Annotated in this window: 22 protein-coding genes; 15 read left to right on the forward strand and 7 right to left on the reverse strand. The window is 64.8% G+C overall.

Annotated elements, in window-relative coordinates; genetic code table 11:
• Positions 1-24: 24 nt before the first annotated feature.
• Entirely contained in the window at positions 25-1,215 is a 1,191-nt protein-coding gene (locus tag BW934_RS04820; RefSeq protein ID WP_076345679.1) for a pyridoxal phosphate-dependent aminotransferase, read from the forward strand.
• Positions 1,216-1,300: 85 nt separating this feature from the next.
• Here the strand turns inward: BW934_RS04820 and BW934_RS04825 are convergent, their stop codons facing one another.
• A complete protein-coding gene (locus tag BW934_RS04825) occupies positions 1,301-1,543 on the reverse strand; it encodes a hypothetical protein (protein ID WP_076345681.1) in 243 nt (80 codons plus the stop codon).
• Between the two features lie 140 nt (positions 1,544-1,683).
• Here BW934_RS04825 and BW934_RS04830 point away from each other — a divergent pair, with 140 nt between their 5' ends.
• Positions 1,684-2,433, forward strand: coding sequence for a hypothetical protein (locus BW934_RS04830; RefSeq protein ID WP_076345683.1), 750 nt, complete (start codon positions 1,684-1,686; stop codon positions 2,431-2,433).
• Between the two features lie 256 nt (positions 2,434-2,689).
• On the opposite strand, the gene BW934_RS04835 is transcribed toward BW934_RS04830, so the two are convergent.
• From BW934_RS04835 to moaA, 3 genes are all read right to left on the reverse strand, one after another.
• Positions 2,690-3,124, reverse strand: a complete 435-nt coding sequence (locus BW934_RS04835; protein ID WP_076345685.1) for a hypothetical protein — start codon at positions 3,122-3,124, stop codon at positions 2,690-2,692.
• 141 nt (positions 3,125-3,265) lie between these two features.
• Entirely contained in the window at positions 3,266-3,472 is a 207-nt protein-coding gene (locus tag BW934_RS04840) for a hypothetical protein (RefSeq protein WP_076345687.1), read from the reverse strand.
• 63 nt (positions 3,473-3,535) lie between these two features.
• On the reverse strand, positions 3,536-4,561 hold the full coding sequence (gene moaA / locus BW934_RS04845) for a GTP 3',8-cyclase MoaA (RefSeq protein WP_076345689.1): 1,026 nt from the start codon (positions 4,559-4,561) through the stop codon (positions 3,536-3,538).
• Between the two features lie 112 nt (positions 4,562-4,673).
• Here moaA and BW934_RS04850 point away from each other — a divergent pair, with 112 nt between their 5' ends.
• From BW934_RS04850 to BW934_RS04860, 3 genes are all read left to right on the forward strand, one after another.
• On the forward strand, positions 4,674-5,075 hold the full coding sequence (locus BW934_RS04850) for a methylglyoxal synthase (RefSeq protein ID WP_084182482.1): 402 nt from the start codon (positions 4,674-4,676) through the stop codon (positions 5,073-5,075).
• 69 nt (positions 5,076-5,144) lie between these two features.
• The gene (locus tag BW934_RS04855; RefSeq protein WP_076345691.1) at positions 5,145-6,395 is read left to right on the forward strand and encodes an aminopeptidase P family protein; all 1,251 of its coding nucleotides are present in this window, start codon (positions 5,145-5,147) and stop codon (positions 6,393-6,395) included.
• A 152-nt stretch (positions 6,396-6,547) separates the two neighbouring features.
• On the forward strand, positions 6,548-7,504 hold the full coding sequence (locus tag BW934_RS04860) for an alpha/beta hydrolase (RefSeq protein WP_234969568.1): 957 nt from the start codon (positions 6,548-6,550) through the stop codon (positions 7,502-7,504).
• 31 nt (positions 7,505-7,535) lie between these two features.
• Here the strand turns inward: BW934_RS04860 and BW934_RS04865 are convergent, their stop codons facing one another.
• From BW934_RS04865 to BW934_RS15435, 3 genes are all read right to left on the reverse strand, one after another.
• Entirely contained in the window at positions 7,536-7,934 is a 399-nt protein-coding gene (locus tag BW934_RS04865) for a GNAT family N-acetyltransferase (protein ID WP_076345693.1), read from the reverse strand.
• Positions 7,935-7,989: 55 nt separating this feature from the next.
• On the reverse strand, positions 7,990-8,316 hold the full coding sequence (locus tag BW934_RS04870; protein WP_076345695.1) for an MTH1187 family thiamine-binding protein: 327 nt from the start codon (positions 8,314-8,316) through the stop codon (positions 7,990-7,992).
• Between the two features lie 386 nt (positions 8,317-8,702).
• Positions 8,703-8,807, reverse strand: coding sequence for a putative holin-like toxin (locus BW934_RS15435; RefSeq protein ID WP_407639944.1), 105 nt, complete (start codon positions 8,805-8,807; stop codon positions 8,703-8,705).
• 477 nt (positions 8,808-9,284) lie between these two features.
• On the opposite strand from BW934_RS15435, the gene BW934_RS04875 reads away from it, so the two are divergent.
• The 10 genes from BW934_RS04875 to BW934_RS04920 all read left to right on the forward strand — a co-directional run bounded on the left by BW934_RS04875 (position 9,285) and on the right by BW934_RS04920 (position 21,075).
• A complete protein-coding gene (locus tag BW934_RS04875; protein WP_076345697.1) occupies positions 9,285-10,544 on the forward strand; it encodes an MFS transporter in 1,260 nt (419 codons plus the stop codon).
• A gap of 4 nt (positions 10,545-10,548) precedes the next feature.
• Entirely contained in the window at positions 10,549-12,000 is a 1,452-nt protein-coding gene (locus BW934_RS04880; protein WP_076345699.1) for a gluconokinase, read from the forward strand.
• A 430-nt stretch (positions 12,001-12,430) separates the two neighbouring features.
• Positions 12,431-14,089: a phytoene desaturase family protein gene (locus BW934_RS04885; protein WP_084182484.1), complete on the forward strand. Its 1,659-nt coding sequence runs from the start codon at positions 12,431-12,433 to the stop codon at positions 14,087-14,089.
• Positions 14,090-14,140: 51 nt separating this feature from the next.
• Positions 14,141-14,722: a GTP cyclohydrolase I FolE gene (folE, locus tag BW934_RS04890; RefSeq protein WP_327077687.1), complete on the forward strand. Its 582-nt coding sequence runs from the start codon at positions 14,141-14,143 to the stop codon at positions 14,720-14,722.
• 132 nt (positions 14,723-14,854) lie between these two features.
• Positions 14,855-15,868 carry a polyprenyl synthetase family protein gene (locus BW934_RS04895; protein ID WP_076345960.1) on the forward strand — a complete coding sequence of 338 codons (1,014 nt, stop codon included), beginning with the start codon at positions 14,855-14,857 and terminating at the stop codon, positions 15,866-15,868.
• Between the two features lie 5 nt (positions 15,869-15,873).
• A complete protein-coding gene (locus tag BW934_RS04900) occupies positions 15,874-16,857 on the forward strand; it encodes a phytoene/squalene synthase family protein (RefSeq protein WP_084182505.1) in 984 nt (327 codons plus the stop codon).
• 19 nt (positions 16,858-16,876) lie between these two features.
• On the forward strand, positions 16,877-18,379 hold the full coding sequence (crtI, locus tag BW934_RS04905; protein ID WP_076345707.1) for a phytoene desaturase family protein: 1,503 nt from the start codon (positions 16,877-16,879) through the stop codon (positions 18,377-18,379).
• Entirely contained in the window at positions 18,372-19,652 is a 1,281-nt protein-coding gene (locus BW934_RS04910) for a cytochrome P450 (protein WP_076345709.1), read from the forward strand. The genes crtI and BW934_RS04910 overlap by 8 nt, the downstream gene beginning before the upstream one ends.
• Positions 19,649-20,470 (forward strand): lycopene cyclase domain-containing protein, encoded by an 822-nt coding sequence (locus BW934_RS04915; RefSeq protein WP_076345711.1) that lies wholly within the window; start codon positions 19,649-19,651, stop codon positions 20,468-20,470. Before BW934_RS04910 ends, BW934_RS04915 begins: the two co-directional genes overlap by 4 nt.
• Complete coding sequence (locus BW934_RS04920; protein WP_076345713.1) at positions 20,467-21,075, forward strand: glycerol-3-phosphate acyltransferase; 609 nt, start codon at positions 20,467-20,469, stop codon at positions 21,073-21,075. The genes BW934_RS04915 and BW934_RS04920 overlap by 4 nt, the downstream gene beginning before the upstream one ends.
• Positions 21,076-21,077 lie beyond the last annotated feature (2 nt).

The following is a 21,077-nucleotide window of genomic DNA, read 5'->3' on the forward strand; positions in this document are numbered from 1 at the left end:
AGTAATCCATGGGGGCGTGAACGAGTGGAAGAGCGTTTGTCGAAGCGAGTCAGAACCATCCGGCCGTCGGCGACCATGAGCGTCGACAGCAAGACCAAGCAACTCATCGCGAAGGGCCAGCCGGTCATCAACATGAGCGTCGGCGAGCCCGACTTTCACACGCCGGTGCCGGCGGCATTTGCGGGGATTCGAGCCATCACCAATGGGCAGACCCGCTACACAGAGGCCTCCGGCATGCTTTCCCTGCGCAAGGCCATCGCGAACAAGCTCCAGGCCGAAAACGGCCTGCATTACGCGCCGGAGCAGATCGTGGTGTCGAACGGCGCCAAGCATACGTTGTACAACATTTTCATCACCATCCTGGACGAAGGGGACGAGGTCATTCTCCCCGCGCCGTACTGGACCTCGTATCCCGAACAGATTCGCGTGGCCGGCGGAAAGCCCGTCGTGATCGAATGCGGGCCCGAGACGGGTTTCAAGCTCACGCCCGATAAGCTGGCGGCAGCCATCACACCTCGGACCAAAGCGGTGCTTCTCAACAGCCCCTGCAACCCGACGGGGTCGGTGTACCACGAGGAAGAGCTGAAGGCCATCGGAGATGTCCTGCGCCAGCACGACATCTACGTGGTGCTCGACGAGATCTACGAGCGCCTGGTCTACGGGGTCCCGCACGTGAGCCTCGTGGCCGTGTGCCCGGATCTGTACGACCGGGCGCTGGTCGTGAACGGCTTTTCCAAGGCGTTTGCGATGACGGGCTGGCGGCTCGGCTATGTGGCGGCGCCGCTCGATCTCGCCAAGGCGATGTCGAGCTTTCAGAGCCACTCGACGGGCAGCCCGGCGACCATGTCGCAAATCGCGGGCGAGACGGCGCTCGCGCACTTTGATCCGGGCGTGATCGACGTCTTCAGGCGCCGCCGAGATGCGCTCGTGGCAGGCCTGAACAGCCTGGACGGGGTGCGCTGCTTGATGCCCGAGGGCGCGTTCTACGCGTTCCCGGACATTCGCGGCGTGTTGGGCCAGCGATACGAAGGACAGACCATCGAGTCAAGCGCGGACTACTGCGAACTGCTGCTGGAACACGCGCTTGTGGCGAGCGTCCCGGGCGAGGCGTTCGGCGCGCCGGGCTACGTCCGCTTCTCGTACGCTGTGGCGGACGAGGATGTCGTAGAAGCGGTGAACCGCATGCGCGAGTTCCACGCGAAGCTCACCCGCTGAACGCGAAGCGCAACGCAATCATGGAACGAGGCGCAACCAGGGCCCCGCACCGCGCGGGGCCCTCGGGTTTGCATGCCGGCACACGTCACTGGGGTTCGCTCGAGGCGCCTGGGTGCGCCGGGTGAATTTCTCCGTGCGCGTCGAGCAGCTGGTGATCTTGTTGCACCTCGATGAGTCCCGCGTTGTGCAGCTCCTGCAGCACCTCGAACAGGCTGTCGCGCTTGTCCTCCGGCAGAGACCTGACGAACTTGTTGATATCCTGTGCGGGAGCCAGCTGCACAAAGTGAACGCCTCCGTACTTGGCGTACAAATCGCGCCGGTATGTCATCCGCTTCCCTCCCTGTTCAGCAACAAGCGTATTGTCCGTCAAACCAGGCGCGCCTATGCCACATGGGCGCATGCCTCGCACGGTGCCGGGGCGCGTGTCATACGCTTTAGGAGCAGGCTGGGGAAGCGAGGTGGACCTACATGAATGCCAAGCCCCAGAAGTCCAGGCACATCCCCGGCGTCGCGCTCGCGAAGGCACAGGTCACGCGGCCCGCGAACGGCCGGGGATCGAGGCGGCCCCATTCGCGATCCGGCGGAAGGAGCGGCGCATCCGCCCAGGCCAAATCCGGCGCGAAGCCGCCTGCAACGTCACAGCTCCTGACGCCCAAGAATATGCAGGATACGCTGAAAACGGTCGGCAACCTGCGGGGCATGGTCAAGAACTGGCTGAACTATCTGCAACAGGCCGACAAGATGCTCGATACGTTCTATATCACCACCGGCGCGCTCAAGGAGAGCGGCGTCCTCGACAAGCTTCTGAAGTTCAAAGGGCGAAATCTGACGACCGAGGACTTCACCAATATTCTCGCTGCGCTTCTGTCATCGCCGCTCGCGGAAGGCTTCCTCAAGGGCTCGGGCGGCAACGGGAACGAGAACAGCGCGGCGCAGGAACCGGCCGGAGCGGCCCAAAGCGCGCCCGCCGCACCGAGCCCGCCAAACACCATGGCGCCGCAGCCACCGCAGGTGCAGCACGCGCCCCAGGCGCAGCAGGCGCCGGGGCCCGCCTACGGACCGCAGCCCTACGCACCCTACGCCCCAGCGCAGCCCTATGCCGCGCCGCCGATGTACGGAGCGCCGCCGTATCCGTACGCGTACGGGCCCCCGCCTTCCCCCGTGCCACCGCCGACGAGGCCTGCCGCCGGAACGGACGGCGGTCGCGCGCAGAACTGAACCGGGTGATGAGCCGCATACTGAGCCGCCTGGACACGGGTCCCGGCGGCTTTCTTCGCGCATGCGCCCGCACGCTCATTCCGGCCATGCGCCACAGACGCGCGCGAGATCTGGGCACAGAGCCCGCATGGCCGCCGCTCTCATCCCCGCACTGCGCTCATCCCCGCACTGCACTCATCTCCGCACCACCTGCGCAAAAAAGGCTGATCCCTCGCCGCGCGGGCGGGGTCAGCCCTGCTCACCTCAAGCTTGACTTTCAGTCCTTCGTCTGCTTCGGAACAAACTTCTTGATCTCTTTCAGCGTCTTATCGTCGACCGGCGGGCCATACTTCTTGACGATCTCGTCGACGTTCGTCGTCGGCCCATTCTTCGTCGCATCCGTGTACGCCTTCACGAACTGCTTGAACCGGCTCTCCGGAACCGGCAGGCCGAGTTTGTTCGCGAAGTTCTTGGCGAGCGACTCCACCTGACTCGGATCCCGCCAGGCCTCTTGCGGAACGTTTTTGACGTCTTCCAGAATTTCAAAAATGGCCTTGCGCTTGCCGGCCAGGTTTTGCTTCAACACATCGAGCGATCCCGCCTGCGGCGCAGGCGCAGCCACCGAAATCGGTGGCTGATCCGTTGTGGCCTGCTGCTGCCGCTTGGCCTTCGGCTGTGGCTTGCGCCCCTTCTTTCCGGATGAAGCCGCCATGGTCCAACCTCCCTCTCGCATCGCCCCTGTCGGAGCCTCTCCTCAGGGTATGCGAAAGGAAGGGCGGACGCTTCGGCGCATGCCGCCCAAAATGGCGCACGCCATCGCGTCGTCGCCCGACGCTTCATCATCGTACGGCCCTTACGATTGCCTGATCTCCGGGCTTCGCAGGCGAATATCGATGGCCGCCGCGAGCACCGCGGCCAAGACCATCAGTGCGCCGCCGATAACCCCCCACCACTCGCGGTGCGAGGCAAAAATGACGAGCGCGAAGCCTGTCAACAGCATGAGGCCAAGCCCCACAAACGCCACGACAAACATGTGAAGGACTTTTCGAACCACCTTCACGACCGTTCCCTCCGCGTGCTTGGTGACAGCATCATACCAAGCCCTGACCCAAACGAAAACACCTTACCCGCCGATGCGCGACATTTCCACCTTGGGCTTCGCCTTCGTGTTCTCGCTCCGAATCTCCGAGTACCGATCGCGCCGGCGTCGCCACACGTCCGCGACAAAGGCCGCGATGTCCTCCTCTGAGGCGCCGCGATCGAACAGAGGCCGAAGCGAAACGCCATGCGCGCCAAACAGACAGGTGTACAGCTCGCCCGCGGCCGTCACGCGCAGCCTCGTACAAAACCGGCAGAACGGCCGGGAAACCGAGTGGATGACCCCGATCTCCCCGCTTCCGTCGATATACCTGTACCGCGTCGCCACCTCGCCCTCTCGGCGCGGCGGCAGCGCCTCCAGCGGAAACCGTTCGCCGATCAGGCGGAGAATTTCGTCCGCCGTCACGACGTCCTCCATCCGCCATCCGTTGGTCGTCCCGACATCCATATATTCGATGAAGCGCACGATGACGCCCGTGCCCCGGAACCGCTCCGCGATGGCCACCACTTCGTCCTCGTTCCACCCGCGGCGCACCACGACGTTCACCTTCACCGGTTTCAGCCCGGCAGCGTCCGCCGCTTCGACGGCCGCAAGCACGCGCGAGACGGGGAACTTCACCCCGTTCATACGCGCGGCCAAGTCGGGGCGCAGCGCGTCGAGACTCACCGTGATCCGCCCGAGTCCCGCGCGCTTAAGGGCCACGGCCTTCTCCCGCGTGAGCAGGCTGCCATTGGTGGTCATGGCCACGTCGCGAATCCCCGGCACCTCGGCCACCTTTTGGACAATGTCCATCACCTCGCGGCGCAACAGCGGCTCCCCGCCCGTCAGCCGTACCTTCTCCAGCCCGAGCGGCACCAGGGCCCGGACCAATTTGGCGATCTCGTCCGGCGACATCAGCGCATCCGGCGGCAAAAACCGGTATTCTGGACCAAACACATCGCTCGGCATGCAGTACGGGCAACGGAAGTTGCAGCGGTCCGTCAGCGACACGCGCAAATCGCGCAGCGGCCTTCCAAGGCTGTCCGTGAGCGCTTCGTCCCCCCTCGCCATGGTCCATCCCCCATTTCTCCGTTGCCTACAGTGTAACACCTCCGTCCATCATTCCCCCAAAGCCAGGTTTGCGCTACACTGGGGGCGTAAGATTCGCCGAGGAGGCACAGAGATGAACGTTGCCCTCATTGCCCACGACAACAAGAAGGACGACATGGTGAACCTGGCCATCGCGTATCAGAACATACTGAAGCACCACAACCTGTTCGCCACCGGAACCACAGGCCGGCGCATTCGAGAGGCGACGGGGCTTGAGGTCCACTGCTTCCAATCCGGCCCGTACGGAGGGGACCAACAGATTGGCGCCATGGTCGCCAACGACGAAATGGACCTCGTCATCTTCCTGAGGGACCCCCTCACGGCACAGCCGCACGATCCCGACATCTCCGCGCTTTTGCGCATCTGCGATGTTCACAACGTCCCGCTGGCCACCAACCTCGCCGCGGCAGAAGTCCTCGTGCGGGCCATCGAACACGGTCTGGCCGAGTTCCGGCCGCGCGACAGCCGGGGTTGAACGCTTCCGAACCGCGTGGGCCCCATCCGCGGGCGCCCATCAAGCGCCCATCTTGAGGAGGTCTCCCTCATGACAGAATCCAAGCATCCCTACACCGCACGCCGCGAGCAACTGTTGCGCCGCCTTCCCGAAGGCTCCGTCGCGCTCTTTTTCGCCGGGCAAGCCCCGCCCATGTCGGGCGATCACGCCTACGGCCCGTTCCACGTCAATCGCAACTTCTTCTACCTCACCGGCATTACCCAGGAGCACTCGCGCCTTTTGCTCGCGAAGCTGAACGGCTCGGAACAGGTCACGCTCTTCACCGAGCACGTGTCCGAGGTGGAAGAAAAGTGGACGGGCAAGCGCCTCGCGGACGCCCAGGCGCGGGAGATCTCCGGCATCCAAGACGTCCAAGATCTCGCCCAGTTTGAAACCGTGCTCGGGCGCCTGCTTCGCACAGGCGAATACGAGTGGCTGTACCTCGATGTCGAGCAGGATCGGTATCACCAGCTCGAGACCGAGGCTCATCGCTTCGCTCGCGTCTTCCGCGACAAGTATCCCGGCATCCAGATTCGCAACCCGTATGCCGAACTGTGCCGGATGCGCACGGTGAAGGACGACGTGGAAATCCAGTCCATCCGCCGCGCTATCGACATCACGCGCGAGGGCGTGATCGCCATGATGAAAAGCGCGCGGCCTGGCATGCGCGAGTACGAACTGGAGGCGCACTTCGACTTCGCACTTCGGTCGCGCGGCGTGCGGGAACACGCCTTCCCGCCCATCGTGGCCGGTGGAGAGCGCGCATGCGTGCTGCACTACGTCGACAACGACCAGGTCATCGAAGACGGCCAGCTCGTCCTGTGCGATCTCGGCGCCCAGTACGGCTGTTACGCTGCGGACATCACGCGCACGTTCCCCATCTCCGGCAAGTTCACGCCGCGCCAGCGCGAGATCTACAACATCGTGCTGGCGGCCATGGAAGCGACCATCGAGGCGATTCGGCCCGGCGTCACGACGAGTGAGCTGAACGACGTCACCAAGGCGGTGCTGGCGCAAGAGCTGAAGCGGATCGGCCTCATCCAGGAGGACAGCGAAGTCGCGCGCTATTATTACCACGGCGTCAGTCACCGGCTCGGGCTCGACACGCACGACGTCGGATCGCCCAAGTGGCCGCTCGAAGCCGGCGATGTCATCACCGTCGAACCTGGACTTTACATCGCGGAAGAGGGCATCGGCATCCGAATCGAAGACGACGTGCTCGTGACCGAGGACGGCCCGGTCAACTTGTCGTCGGACATTCCGAAGGATCCAGACGAGATCGAGCGCATCATGCGCGGCTGATGTGAAGGGCCGCCTCGAAGGCGGCCCGTCCGGCTTTCGAAGGCGGCGCCCTCTCCTGCCGGCGATCACGGCCGCCGCTCTTTCTGATGTAAGCGCATCCAATCGCCGCCGCGACCATCTCACCCGCCAGGCGGCGTAGAGAGGAAGATTCGATGGTACGTCCCGTTCGCAGCCGTTCTCCCCTGCGCATCGCAACCATGGTCGCAGGCTGGATCTTGGGCCTGTTGATTCTCGCTTGGCTCGCGACCATGGTCATTGCCTACGTTGTGGCAGAGAAGCTCACGCACCCGGCGCGTAAGCCCATTCCCGTCACGCCTAGCGCTTATGGGCTCTCGTATGAGAACGTCCGCTTCCCGTCGCGCGTGGACCACCTGATGCTCTCGGGCTGGCTCATCCCCGCCGCCAAGTCGACGGATCGCATCGTGATAGAGGCGCACGGCTACCGGCAGAATCGTGCGCTCGACCACCCCGCCCTGCCCGTGGCCGAAGCCCTTCACAAGGCGGGCTTTGCCGTGCTCATGTTCGACTTCCGCGACGAAGGACAGTCGCCGGGCACCGAGGTGACGGTCGGCGACTACGAACTGCGCGATCTCCTTGGCGCCATTGACTACGCACACAAGCTCGGCTATCAGGAGGTTGGGCTCATTGGCTACTCGATGGGCGCGTCCACCGCGCTCGAGGCCACCGCGGCCGATCCGTCCGTCGATGCGACGATTGCGGACAGCCCGTTTGACGATCTCGAAACCTACCTCCAGCAGAACCTCAGCGTGTGGACCAACCTTCCGCCGTTCCCGTTCAACGCCGAAATCCTGTGGGAGGTCAAGCACCTGTTCGGGTTGGATCCAAATGCGGTGGATCCGCTGAAGCAGCTGGCATCGGCCAAGCCCCGTCCGATCCTCCTCATCGCCGGGACCGCCGACACCACCATTCCGCCGTCGAACAGCGAAGCGCTCTACGACGAGCTGCACCGGCGAGATCCGGAGGACACGCTCTGGCTGGTGCCGGGGGCGAAGCACGTCGGCGCGTACGACGTGGAGCCGAAAGCCTACCTGGAGCACGTCGTCAACTTCTTCGAGGCGTACATGCCCGTGAAGGTGACGTCGTCGTGAAGGCGGCAGCCTTCATCAAGGAGCGGTGATTTCAGCGCTTCCGCGCGATCAGCCACGCGTTGTCGGCCTTGTCAAAACCGATATGCGGGTAATACGACATCGCCGTCGGAGCTGCCAACAGGAGCAACATCACTTCATCCGACAACGCTTCGCGCGTGATCTCCACCAGCCGCTTGCCAATCCCCTGCCGCTGGTAAGCGCGGTCCACGGCGAGATCGGACAAATAGCAGCAGAAGCAAAAATCGGTGAGCGATCTCGCCACGCCCACCAGTCGTTCGCCGTCCCACGCGGTGACCATCAGGTCCGCCGCGCGGGCCATGCGCTCCATGCGGGCGAGATCGTCCACGGGGCGGCGGATGCCTGAGCGGCGAAACACATCGGCCAACTGGGGGCCGGAGACGGGACGCGTGCTGGAGTATTCGATGTTCATACGATGCTCCTTTCGCGGACCGCAAGCTCGGCAAGCGATTCGAGCCCGTGGGACATCATTCCCATTGGCTCGCATCTTCGCCGTTCAATTTCGCCATCACAGCCGAGACCTTTTCGTCCATGGAATGATAGACGTCGCGGCGATCGTCGATTTTGATGACGGTCGACAGCCGCTTGGCGCCCATGGCCACCAGCGCCTCGTGCATCTCGTGAATCGCCGCAAAGATAGTAGGTAAATCGCCCTCGATAGTCGTGAACATCGGATCCAGCCGATATTGGAGGTCAGGGTAGCGCGCGAGCACCCGCTGCGCTTCCGCGACAAAATGGCTCACGCTCGTCTCGCCCGTGCCGATGGGTGAAATGCTGACGGCGACCATGGCCATGCACAGTCCCTCCCTTGCTCAACACTGTAATCCCCAAGCACCAAGGCTCCAGCACCAAGGCTCCATGGATGATTTCCGGATTGCCAGGCGATCGGCGGAGGGCTCGTGGGAGCGTTCCTGGTGAAAGCGCCTATTCCCCGCACACGCGCCGTCCGCGCGGCGCGCACGCTCGCCTCGCCTCATCTCCCATCCCTGGCGCGGCCTCGTGAAGGTTGACTGCACATTGACGAATATCCGCCACATGGTACACTTAAACTGAAAAGGGCGCCGGAGGTCGCAACTCCGGCGCTCAGGCACCGACGCCTGGGCAGTGGCCCTGCCCGTCGCTATCTGGCGTGATAGCTGTGAGCCGTGACCGCCCCGAGGCTGGGAAACCTAGGGGGCGGTCACTTGCGCGTTAAGGCAAGAACCAGAGCCACAACGAGCGACAAGAGCGCAATCACGAACGACCCAAATTGAATCGCCAGCTTGAATCGCCAGCGATACGGCATCCGCCGCCGTCAAGGCCTCACCCCCTCCCGTTCTCGCGAGCGGGCAAGGAGTGACCCCCAAGTTGGTGCCTACCTGTAGCCTACCAAAACTCCGCCCAACCGTCACGGTGCCGATGGAATTCTCCGTCGCACGGATGGAGACCCTGCGTAGGGCGCCCCTTCTGGTTCTTTCGTTACGTGAACGGCACGCTCGCCCGATGATCCTCTCACGATGCCCACTCATGCGTTCTGGCTGCGCCCTTACTTCCCCCAGCCCAGTGGGCCATGCGGGCTCGCCGCCCAGGTGCCCATCGCCCTTGCGGAATCATGAAACCCGCAGAAAATGCCCCTTGCTCCGTGAAGCGCTTTCGTGTATGTTATGTGTATCGATTTCGTAAATCGTTTTCTTCCCTTAGACGCAGAGCGTCTACGCTCCCTGGCACACCAGGCATGCCTCGCGCTGGCGTCGTCTATCCTGACTTACAAGGAGGATGGTTCGTGAAACGTTGGTGGATTGGCCTTCTCATTGGCCTCGGCGTACTCATCAATTACTTCGACCGCACCAACTTATCGGTTGCGGCCACACCCATCTCCAACTTATATCATCTCTCGGACGCCCAGATGGGCATCATCCTGTCGGCTTTCGGATGGTCGTACGCAGCTTTCCAAATTCCGGTCGGGGCTTTGCTCGACAAAATCGGCGTCAAGTGGTTGAATCGCATCGCGACCGTGCTCTGGTCCATCGCCACGTTCATGACGGCTCTGGTCAGCGGCATGGGCCTCATCATCCTGTCGCGCGTGTTGCTCGGCCTCGCCGAAGCGCCCGCTTTCCCCGCAGCGTCCAAGGCGACGGGTTACTGGTTCCCCGTGCGCGAACGCGGCGTGGCCACGTCGCTGTTTGACGCAGCTGCGAAGTTCTCCAACGTCATCGGCACGCCGCTCGTCGCTTGGGCGGTCACGACGTGGGGCTGGAAGGGGGGCTTCTGGCTCACAGGCGCGCTCAGCATCGCCTACGCCGTCTTGTACTGGGCGCTGTATCGCGATCCCCACGAGGCCCGCTTGTCCAAGGAAGAAGCCAGCCTGTTGCAGGAAGGCGGCGCACAAGAGGCTGGGGAAGCCAAGGCCGGGATCGGCAAAAGCCTTGCGTACCTGCTTCGCCAGCGCAAGGTTTGGGGTCTCACGCTCGGGTTTGCGGCCTACGGTTACTCGTTCTACCTGTTCCTCACCTGGTTGCCGAGTTACCTCGTGAAAGAGATGCACATGACCGTCCTGAAATCCGGGTGGTACACCGCCGGCCCGTGGCTCGTCGCCACCCTCACGGATCTCCTGATCGGCGGATGGCTCGTGGACCGGCTCATCCAGCGGGGGCACGACGTGACGCGCGTGCGCAAGACGGTGCTCATCGTCGGCATGATCTTCGGCCTCGCGGTCATTCCAGCCGCGTTCACGCACAACGCGAACACGGCGGTCATCTTCATCGCCATCGCGCTCGGTGGCCTCGCGTTTTCCGCGCCCGTCGGCTGGAGCATCCCGTCGCTCATCGCGCCGAAGGGCACCGTGGGGCTTGTGGGAAGCATCATGAACTTCGTCAACAACCTGATGAGCATCCTTGCGCCGATCGTGACAGGCTTCGTCGTACAAAAGACGGGATCGTTCGAATCGGCGTTTGTCATCGCAGGCGTCGTGCTGTTGCTTGGCATCTTGTTCTATGTCTTCATGCTCGGTAAGATCGAGCCGATCCCGGACCCAGAGGTGTGAGAACATGTATCCGGAGATTTGTCTCGTGGGCCTCGACTTGGGCACCACGACCATCAAAGCGATGGCCTATACGCCGGCTGGCGAGTTATTCGCCAGCCGTTCGGCTGTTGTGAACACAGAGACGGGCCCGGACGGGCGCGCCGTGCAGGACCCAAACGAAGTCGCTGGAGCGGCAGTGGAGGTACTTCGCGATCTCGCGGGCGAGATCGCCCAACAAGAATGTGTCATCGCGGCGCTCGGCATGTCGGCGGCCATGCACAGCCTCGTGGCGCTCGATGACCGCGGCGCGCCGCTGGTGCCGGCCATGACGTGGATGGACGCGCGTCCAGCCGACGTTGCGCATGCGCTCTGGGCTTCGCCCGAGGGGCCGCAGCTCTATGCGCGCACGGGAACGCCCATCCACGCCATGGCGCCGGTGTGCAAGCTGGCGTGGATGCGCCAGACGATGCCGGCCGAGTTTGCGAAAGCGCGCCGCTTTGCGTCACTGAAGGAGTACGTGTGGCATCACCTGTTTCGCGAGTGGGTGTGCGATCCGGCCATGGCCTCCGCGACGGGCCTGTTCGACGTGCGAGCGCTCGACTGGGACGAAGCTGCACTCGAGTTCGCAGGGATTCGGCGCGACCAGCTGAGCCGCGTGGTGCCCGCCGAGTGGAGCCGACCGCTCTCGTCATGCCGCCTGGCCCGCTGTCTGCCACTCGCGGAAGGCGCCCAAGCGGTGCTCGGCGGATCGGACGGCGTGCTGGCCACCTTGGCCGCGGGCGCGAAGGAGCGCGAGATGCTCGTGGTGACCATCGGCACGAGCCTCGCCGTGCGCGCCGCGAGCCGGAAGGCCGCGACGAATGACCGCCTGCGCACGTTCTGCTATGCGCTCGGCGAGGGAGCCTACGTGCTCGGCGCGCCGAGCAACGCGGGCGGTGTTGCCATCGACTGGCTCGTCCAGACCCTGTTGGGCCGCCCCGGGGAGATTGAGCCGCTCCTCGCGGCGGCGGGCGAGGTTCAGCCGGACGATCTCGTCGCGCTGCCGTACGTGGCAGGCGAGCGAGCCCCATTTTGGGACGAGCGCATGTCGGCCGCATGGGTGGGCCTTCGCCTGCACCACGGCCCCGCCCACATGGTGCGCGCAGCGGTCGAAGGCGTCCTGTTTCACATGCGCTGGCTGGTAGAAGAAATGCGCGATCTCGCCGGAGGAACTCGGGGTGTGATGCTCGCAGGTCGGCTGTTTGAACAGCCCTGGATTGCCGAGACCGCGGCGGCGCTTTTGCCCGTGCCCGTTTGGATGCAGCCGGACGGCGACGGTGCCACCTACGGCGCGGCGATGGTGGCAGGGAAGCAGATCGGGGTGGACCTGCCGCCCCTCGCGGTGGTCCCAGGGCCACAGGCGCAAGCCGAGCAGCGCGCAGAGGTGGAGAGGCGATATGCCGAATGGCGAAAGTGGGTTGACAAGCTGCGAAGATAAGGTCCTGCGCACGCGTTCCTGCGCACGCGTCGTTGTGCGTAGATCTTGTTGCTGCGCGACAGCTTGGATGGCGCGGTTCGTGAGGACACGAGGAACCTCACCTCGACCCTCCGTCGCGCCATCCCGCGGCGCGCCCCGGCCGAACTGCGCCCTAGGCCAGACACGCCCGAAGATGATTCCCGCACCCCGCCGCCTCAACCCACCGCCCTCGATCAAATTGCACTTGACTTTCCCACACAACTGTGCGAATCTACAGACGGCAGGCAAACTTTTCTTCTCCCACTGGCCGGAGCGCCATGCTCCGTTCCCGAGCATCGCAAAGATGCTCCGCACAGGGTGGAACGCGCATGCAAAACCGGCTCTTCAGCCTCTTTCATCATTCAGCACACACAGTGACCCGTCTGCACCTGTCGCTGCGGGAGGGTAGCTAATGCGCCCTCGTCGAGTTCAGTCCGTGGCGGTCGTTGGTGCAGGCATGGGTGGTCTCACTGCGTCGCTTTACCTCGCTTTGAACGGCCATGAAGTCTTTCTACTCGAACGAGCCAAATATCCTGGAGGCACCGCGGGCTATTACGTGAAGCGGGGCATCGTCTACCCCACCGGCGCCACACTCACCTTTGGACTGGAGCCCGGAGGTTTATTTCGCTCCATTCTGGAGGACGTGGGCGTGGACATCGACGCCCGTCCCGTTTCGCACGTGATGGACGTCGTGCTGCCGGATCGGCGCGTGCCCATCGTGGTGTCACGAAACGAATGGCTCGACATCCTGAGAAACTGCTTCTCCGAACGGGCCACGAGCGTCCTGCAATTCTGGAGTGCGGTGGAGAAAACGGCGGAGGCAGCCTATCTGTTCGCGAAGGCCAGGGCGAACCTGCCTGCCCGGACGCGCGACGATTTCACGCATCTTCTGGCGGTCGCGGCACGGCACCAGGGGTTATTTCGGCTCTGCCTCCCCCGCCTGCGGTGGACGGTGGCCGACGCTCTGCGCGAGTTCGGGCTCGAGGATTACGCGCCGTTCCGCCTGTTCCTGGACGCGCAACTGATGGACGCCGTGCAGACGTCGAGTGAAGAGGCCGCTTGGCTGCCCTCTTGTCTCGCGCTCGACATTTACCGGTACGGCGTCTGGCTTCCCTCAGGCGGCGTACCCGCAATGGCAGCCAAGATGGCCGAACGGGCGCGCGATCTCGGCGTCCACCTCCTCTTTTCCAACACCGTCACGGATGTGAAGCGTTCCGCGTCCGGGAAGATGTGGTGCGTCAGGACGAATCGCGGACACGAGATCTGCGTGGACGCCGTGGTCAATGCCACGGGCACCCGCCTGACCGGCCAGACGGACGAACCCATCGGCACAGACTCGACATCCCAGGCCCCGCAGGCGCCGTGGGGCGCCGTGCGCGTGGACGCCCTCGTGGATGCGTTGGGACTCAAGCCCTGGTTGCCCAACGCTTCGAGCGGCGAGGTGCCCTTCGCGATTCAAATCGCAAACGATGAACCGGGCCCACACGCGGAACCCAATGTGTGCGGACCCGTGTACCTCACCATTCACCCGGAGCCCGTCCGCGCAGGAGATCGAGCAGAATGGCCAGGCGCTGCCGATCTCCGCGTGGTGACCGTGAGCGCGCACACCGATCCCGCCCGCTGGATGAACCTCGAGCGGGCGGCCTATCGAGCACGCAAGGAACAGTGGCTTCAGCAGCTGTGGCGGCTCGTGGATCGCCATTGGCCGCACTTTTCGGAGCACGTCGTGTCTTACACGGCCGGAACCCCGCTGACCTACGCGCGGTATCTCAACAAGCCTTCGGTCGGAGGTTTGCCGCTCACCGTGGCGAACGCCGTGAGCCACCCGAAGGGCCCGCGAACGGCTTGGCCTTGGTGGTTTCTGGCGGGCGACACGGTATTCCCTGGCCCAGGCATCCTGTCCGCGTCGCTCAGCGGCTTCTTCGCCGCGCGATCCATTGATCCGCGCGTCGGCACACAGGCGTACAAGAGGCACAGATACCCCGGCGCAAACAAGGTCATCGTGCATCCGCCTGACGGCGACCCATTGCCAGGCCGCGATGCTGGATCTCAGCTCAACCGCATACCATGAGGAGGACGAACCGTGGCCACGTTTCATGTCAATACGCGACAAGTTCGATCGATGCACGAACGCAAGACAGTGGACACCGCCCGCATTGAGCAGGCCGTGCGAATGATTCTCGAGGCCATTGGCGAGGCGCCCGAGCGGGAAGGGCTCGCCGACACGCCCGCCCGCGTGGCGCGCATGTACCAGGAGATCTTTGCCGGCCTGCACCGAGATCCGAAAGAGGAACTGTCCGCCCGTTTTCACGTCGAACACCGCGATGTCGTGATCGTGCGCGATATCCCCTTTTACTCCATGTGCGAACATCATTTGCTCCCGTTTTTCGGCTTCGCACACGTGGCGTATCGCCCGCACGATCACGTCGTGACGGGACTGTCGAAGCTCGCGCGGCTGGTCGATGTCGTGGCGAAGAAACCGCAGGTCCAAGAGCGCATGACGAACGAGATTGCCGACGCCTTGGACGAAGCGCTCGCAGCCGAGGGCGTACTGGTGGTTGTGGAGGCCGAGCATCTCTGCATGAGCATGCGCGGCATCCGCAAGCCCGGCAGCAGGACCACCACCATCGCGCAGCGGGGCTGCTACGAGGAGAGCGCGGCCCAGCGCGAGGAAGTGCTTCACCTGATTCGCTTCGGGGCGTGATCGCCGCGCAGGAACCACCGGGACACGAGGATGGCGTCACGCGGTGACGCGAGAGCTCAAGTGCCCGTTGGCCGAAGCACGAAGCAAGCGCGGATGGCGCGCGGCGTCCGCGGCGGAAACGGAGGCGTCGTCATGCCTGTCTCGATCACGGCTCAGGACATGCTCCTGGCCTTGGAGGATGACCTTGTCCGCTCCACGAGAGCGATTTCCGATGTTCAACGCGACATCGGCAAGATGATTGAGTACCACCTGGGCGTGGGAACGATGGCTGCGCGGAAAACGGCGAGTCACAGCAAGCGGATCCGCCCGTTGCTCTTGTTGTGTGCACACGCCGCGCTTGGCGGCGAGTGGCGCCATGCCCTGCCGGCGGCGGTCAGCCTGGAGTATGTCCATGGCTTTTCGCTGATCCACGACGACATCGAAGATCGCTCGCCCTTGCGGCGCGGGCGGGCGAGCCTCTGGGCGGTTTGGGGCGTGGATCGCGCGCTGAACGCGGGCGACGCGCTGTTCGCGCTCGCCTTTCGCACCCTGCGCAACTTATCCCATCACTTCGAGGCGCGCCTGGTGATCGACGTGTACGACGCCGTGACCCAGGCCTGCCTCGCCCTGTCGGCTGGGCAGGAACTCGATCTCGCGTTCGAGCAGACGGAGGACGTGACGACCGAGGCGTATCTGCGCATGGCGGAGCTGAAGACGGGGGCGCTGTTTGGCGCCGCGCTCGAGGTGGCGGCCATCTTGGCCGGGCAGCCCGCGCGCGTGCGCGAGGATCTGCGGCAGGCCGGCGAGAAACTCGGCTTGCTCTTCCAAATTCTCGACGACTTCTACGACTTGTTCGGAGAGGAACGGGAGCTCGGCAAGCCCGTGGCACAGGACGCGATGCGGGGCAAGAAAACGCTCCCCGTGGTCCTGGGGCTGCATCGCGACAAGGAGTTCGCGGCGATGTGGCGATCCCTGCGGGATAACCGCGACATTCTGCCGCACCTAAGGGCGCGGCTCATCACGGAGGCCATCATCCGCGAGGCGACAGCCATTGAGGAGCACATCCGCGCGGAGCTTCGGGCCTTGTGGGATCGCGCCCCCTTCGCGGACGCGTGGAAAGCCGATCTCGCCGAGATGATCGACCACTGGGTCCGGCGCCGGAGGTGATGGACGTGGAAGACCAGGTGATGCGCTTTATCGCCGATCGCGCCCGCCGAGCGGCCCAAGAGGCACCCCCTATGCGGGCGCGACCCTTCGACCCGCCGCACAAGCGGGACGAAGATCGGCAGCTCATTCGGCAGCACAGCAAGACGTTCAGCCTCGCGGCCAGGTGGTTGCCGGCGAGGTCGCGCGCGGCCGTCGAGGCCCTGTACGCGTTTTGCCGGACCGCGGACGATGCGGCAGACCTGCCGGAGGCCGGATCGCGCCGAAGGCTTGAAGACTACTTGGCGGCCATACGCGGCACGTCGCGTTCCAGCGATCCCGTCATCACCCGATGGCTCGCGCTCTGCGACGGCATGGGCATGCCGCGCACGTGGAGTGCGGAACTTGTGGAAACGCTTCTGACGGACTTTGAGATGACCCAGTGCGAAACGCTGGAGGAGCTTCTCGCCTACAGCTACGGCGTCGCCTCGACGGTCGGGCTGATGACGACGTTCATTGTGGGCTTTCGGCCGACGTCGCTCGCCGAGGACGTGTTTGCCCGCGCCATCGCGCTTGGACTCGCCATGCAAATCACGAACATCCTGCGGGACGTCGCCGAAGACCTCGCGCGGGGGCGCGTGTATCTGCCGCTTGAGGATATGCGGCGCTACGGCGTGACGGCGGACGATTTGTCTCAAAAGCGGCTTCATCCCGGTTGGCAGCGGCTTTGCGCGCGGTACATCCAGCTCGCGCGCGACCTGTACGCGTTCGCCTTGCCAGGGATTCGCCAACTCACCCCCGCGGCCCGATGGCCCATTGCGCTCGCCGCCGTCTGGTACCGGGGGATTCTGCAGGACATCGAGCGGCACCGCGGTGATGTGTTCACCCGCAGGGCCCACGTGCCGCTGGCGGAAAAGGTCGTGATCGCCCTGTGCCAAGGCGTTCCCGCCGCGATGGGGTGGCATCGCTCGCCTTCCGCCGCGCCGTTCGCGATGGTCGATCGACATGACTGAGCAAACGAGGAGAGGTCCCATGGCTGCGAAACGAGTGGTCGTCATTGGATCGGGATTCGGCGGATTGGCCGCCGCCGTTCGCCTCCAGGCGCGCGGTTTTGAGGTCCACCTGTGCGAAAGCCTTCCCGATCCCGGCGGGCGAGCCCGCACCTTTCACATCGGCCCGTATGCGTTTGATGGCGGTCCCACCGTCGTCACGGCGCCATTTTTGTTCGAGGAACTGTTTGCGCTCGCCGGAAAGCGCATGGAAGACGAAGTGCGCCTGCTGCCCGTCGATCCGTTCTACAAACTGTTTGGCCCCTCCGGAGAGGAGCTCTCCTACAACGGCGATCCCGGCTTCGTCCTGCCGCAGATCGAGCGCATCCACGCGCCCGACGGCGCGGGATATCTGGCCTTCCTCGAGGCGGCGCGCCCCCTGTTGCAAAAGGGCTTCATCGAGCTCGGCGCCGAGCCCTTCACGCGCGTGTCCGACATGGCCCGCGTCGCCCCGGACCTCGTCCGCCTGCGCGCCTACGAGTCCGTCTACACATTCGTCAGCCATCACATCCAGCACCCGTTTTTGCGACAGTGCTTCACCTTTCATCCGCTGTTCATCGGTGGCAACCCGCTCAAGGCCTCGTCCATCTACGCCATGATCCACCTCATCGAGCAGCGTTGGGGCGTCTGGTACCCCCAGGGCGGCATGCGCGCCCTCGTCCACGCGCTCGTCTCGCTCTTTCGCGATCTCGGCGGCGCCTTCCACCTGTCGACCCCAGTGGAGCAAATCCTGGTGGAAGACGGCCGCGTCGAGGGCGTGATCGCGGGCGGACATCGCATACCAGCCGACGCCGTCATCTCCAACGCGGACGCCGCGACGACCTACCTGAGGCTTCTGCCGCCGTCGGCGACGCCCAAAAAGACTCGGTGGCGGCTCGAGCGAGCGCGCTACAGCATGTCGCTCGTCGTCTGGTATTACGGCCTCGCGACCGACCGCGTGCCCGACGCGCTCGTGCACCACAACATCGTGTTTGGACCGCGCTACGCGGAGCTGATCCGCGATATTTTTGAGCGGAAAGTCATCGCCGACGACTTTTCCCTCTACCTGCACGTGCCGACGCGGACCGATCCGTCCGCAGCGCCGCCCGGCAAGACGGCCATGTATGTGCTCGCGCCTGTGCCCAACCTGTCGGCCCGCATCGACTGGGATGGCGAGATCGAGCGGCTGCAGGCTCGCGTGCTCCAGTTCATCGAAGAGAGGTTTTGGCCGGGATTTCGGCAATTCATCGAAGTGCAACACCGCATCGATCCGTTTTATTTCGCGGACGACCTGAACACCTACCTCGGCACGGGCTTTTCGCTCGAGCCGCGCCTGACGCAATCCGCCTGGTTTCGCCCGCACAACCGCAGCGGATCCATCCGCGGGCTGTATCTCGTCGGCGCCGGCACCCACCCAGGCGCAGGCATCCCCGGCGTGTTGCTTTCCGCCAAAATTGCGGAAAAACTCGTGGTACGCGATCTCGGCGAGGTGACTTCGCATGCGTGAGCACGTCCATCCAGCCATTCCTTCCACGCGCCACCTGGATGCCAAGAGCGGGCTTCGGGCGCTCACGAGCATGATCTCGCATCCCGGCAGCCCGCTCATGGGTCTGCTCGCGCTGCACCGGTCGCTTCGAGCCGACGAATTCTGCCTGGATGCGCCCCGCCTGCACATGCGTGTGGCCGCCGGCCCGGCGGCCGTCAAGCGCGTGTTGCACGACGAAGCCGGCGCGCACCGCTCCCGCGTCGAAGGCGATCCCGTCACCCGGCTGTTCGGCGACGGGCTCCTCGTCCTGGACGGCCCCGAGCACCAGCGCGTGAAAAGCCTGCTCCTCGCTGCGAGCCCGCGAAGCGCCCTCGAGTCCCGCCTGCAGAACTCGCTCACCGCGCTCGACGAGGCCGTGCAACGCGCCATCGCCAAAGGCGCCCTTTGGCTGCCCGACGCCCCCAGGCGCATCACCTGGCGGGCGCTCGAGGCCGTCTACTTTGATCACGCTTTGACGCCAGCCGAGGAGCGCGCGCATTTTGACGATCTCGTCCAGCTCGTGGACTACATCGGCCCGGGGGCGTGGATGCTGACCGGCAGGACGCCGAGACGGCCGAAGGCGTACACGCGGATGCGCGCCCGCCTCTGCACGGTGTACCGCGAGGCGCTCGAGCGCCCCGGCGATGCGCCCATCCACGCGCTGGCGCTTCGCTACGGAGAGGCAGGCGCATCGTTTGCCGTCGATCAGCTGTTGACGCTGCTCGTGGCCGGGCACGACACCGCCACGTCGCTGTTGTCGTCCCTTCTCATCCTCCTCGGCCAGCGCGAGGAGATCCAAAGCGCGTTGCGCAACGAAGTATCCGCGGCCGCCGGGGATGGCCTGCCGGACGTCCGCACCGTCGACGAACTCCCGCTCCTGGACGCCGTCGTCAAGGAGGCCCTCCGGCTCTACCCACCCATCCACTCCGGGCTGCGGGCGCACGTATCGTCTGGCGAGCGGGCGATGGTGAGCTACTTTCTTCTTCACCGCCACCAAGACTTCTGGCCACATCCCGACGCGTTCGTGCCCGAGCGGTGGAGGGTGAGCGGGCCGCCCGGCGCCTACACCTATCTTCCCTTTGGCGCAGGTCCCCGCTTCTGCCCAGGAGCCACCTTTGCGCGGCTTGAAGTCAAGTGGATCCTGGCGAGAATCCTGCAAACGGTGCGCGTAGCCCTTCCGTCGCGCCCCCCGCGCATCGCGATGCGCGCAGCCCTGGAACACCGCCCGACGAAAATCAGGGTGAGCCGGAGATGACGTACGCCGGTTTCTTGCTTCGCTTCATTGTGACCGCCAACGCCGCGCTGTGGGTTGTGCGCCTCGCCGCGAGGCGATCCGGCAAGACGGGCTGGCTCGCGCGCTGCATCGCTCGGTCCCCTTGGCGCATGACGCTCTATTTCGCCCTGTTGGCCGCGGTGATTCTCCTCTACACCACGCCGTGGGACGCAGCGCTCATCAGGCGCGGGGTGTGGGGATACGCGCCGAACCGCGTGTGGGGCCTGACCATCGACGGCGTGCCTTGGGAGGAAGTCCTGTTCTATCTGTTGGAGACGGCCCTCGTCGCGCAGTGCTTCGACCTGTCGACCGTTCGATGGCAAGCCCGTTCGAAGGCGCAGCAGCGAAGCGAGCCTCATCGCGCCGCACGTTTCGCATGTTGGACAGCGTTCGGCTTGGCCAGCGCTGGAGCTATCCTCGTCTTCGCGACGGGGACAGCGCATCTCACGTACTTCGCCATGCTCGCCCCATGGGTGTTGCTGCCAATCGCCGTTCAGGCCAGCTATGGAATGGACGGGATCGCCGCCAACCAGGCGCCCATCGTCCTCTCGACGATCGCGTCCGCAGCGTATCTATCGTGGTGCGACAGCATCGCCATCCGGAACGGCATCTGGTTCTTCCGCCCCGCGCTCGTGACAGGGCTTCGTGTGGGCGACGTCCCGCTGGAGGAAATCGCGTTCTTTGTCGGTTCGAGCTTGATGGTCGCTCTGTCTCTGGCCGTCCTGGCGTCCCAGCGCAGCCGCCGCTGGCTCCTCGCAGCGCCGGCCGCTCGGGTCGAAGACGAGGGGGTGAAAAGGTGACGCCCTGGGGGTGGCTCGGCGTCTGTGTCGCGTCGTTTCTCGTCGGCGCGTGCCCGTTTGCGGTCTGGCTGTCCCGCTGCGTTCATCGCGATCCGCGCAGCTTCGGCGACGGAAATCCAGGGGCCGCGAATGCGTTCCGCGCCGCAGGCATGGGGCTCGGTTCCGCCGTGCTCGTGCTCGACGTCGCCAAAGGCTTCTTACCCGGATACGTCGCCTTTCTGCACGCCGGATCGAACGCGCTTTTTGCGGCCATGGCTGCCGCCTTGCCCGTCTACGGCCATCGGTTCAGTCCCTTCCTGCGCGGCCGCGGCGGCATCGGACTCGCCAGTTGGGTAGGGGCCGTCGCGGGCTTTCTCGGGCCACTGGCCGCCATCGCGCTCGGCGCAGGTTTCGCGGTGGGCCTCGCGGTCAGGCGCCAAACCGTCTGGGCCGCGGTGGCGCTGGGGGCCGCCGTGCTCCTAGGGAGTACCGCCCTGGTCCCCTCGCTGCTTTGGCCAGCGTGGCACGCGCGCGCCCTTTGGCCCATCGACACCTTTTGTCTCCTGACCGCGCCGCTCGTCATCTTTGGTTACTGGGTTCGAAAACGTCCTTCAAAGCAGGTGTAAGC

The sequence above is a fragment of the Alicyclobacillus vulcanalis genome (assembly GCF_900156755.1).
Lineage (GTDB): Bacteria > Bacillota > Bacilli > Alicyclobacillales > Alicyclobacillaceae > Alicyclobacillus > Alicyclobacillus vulcanalis.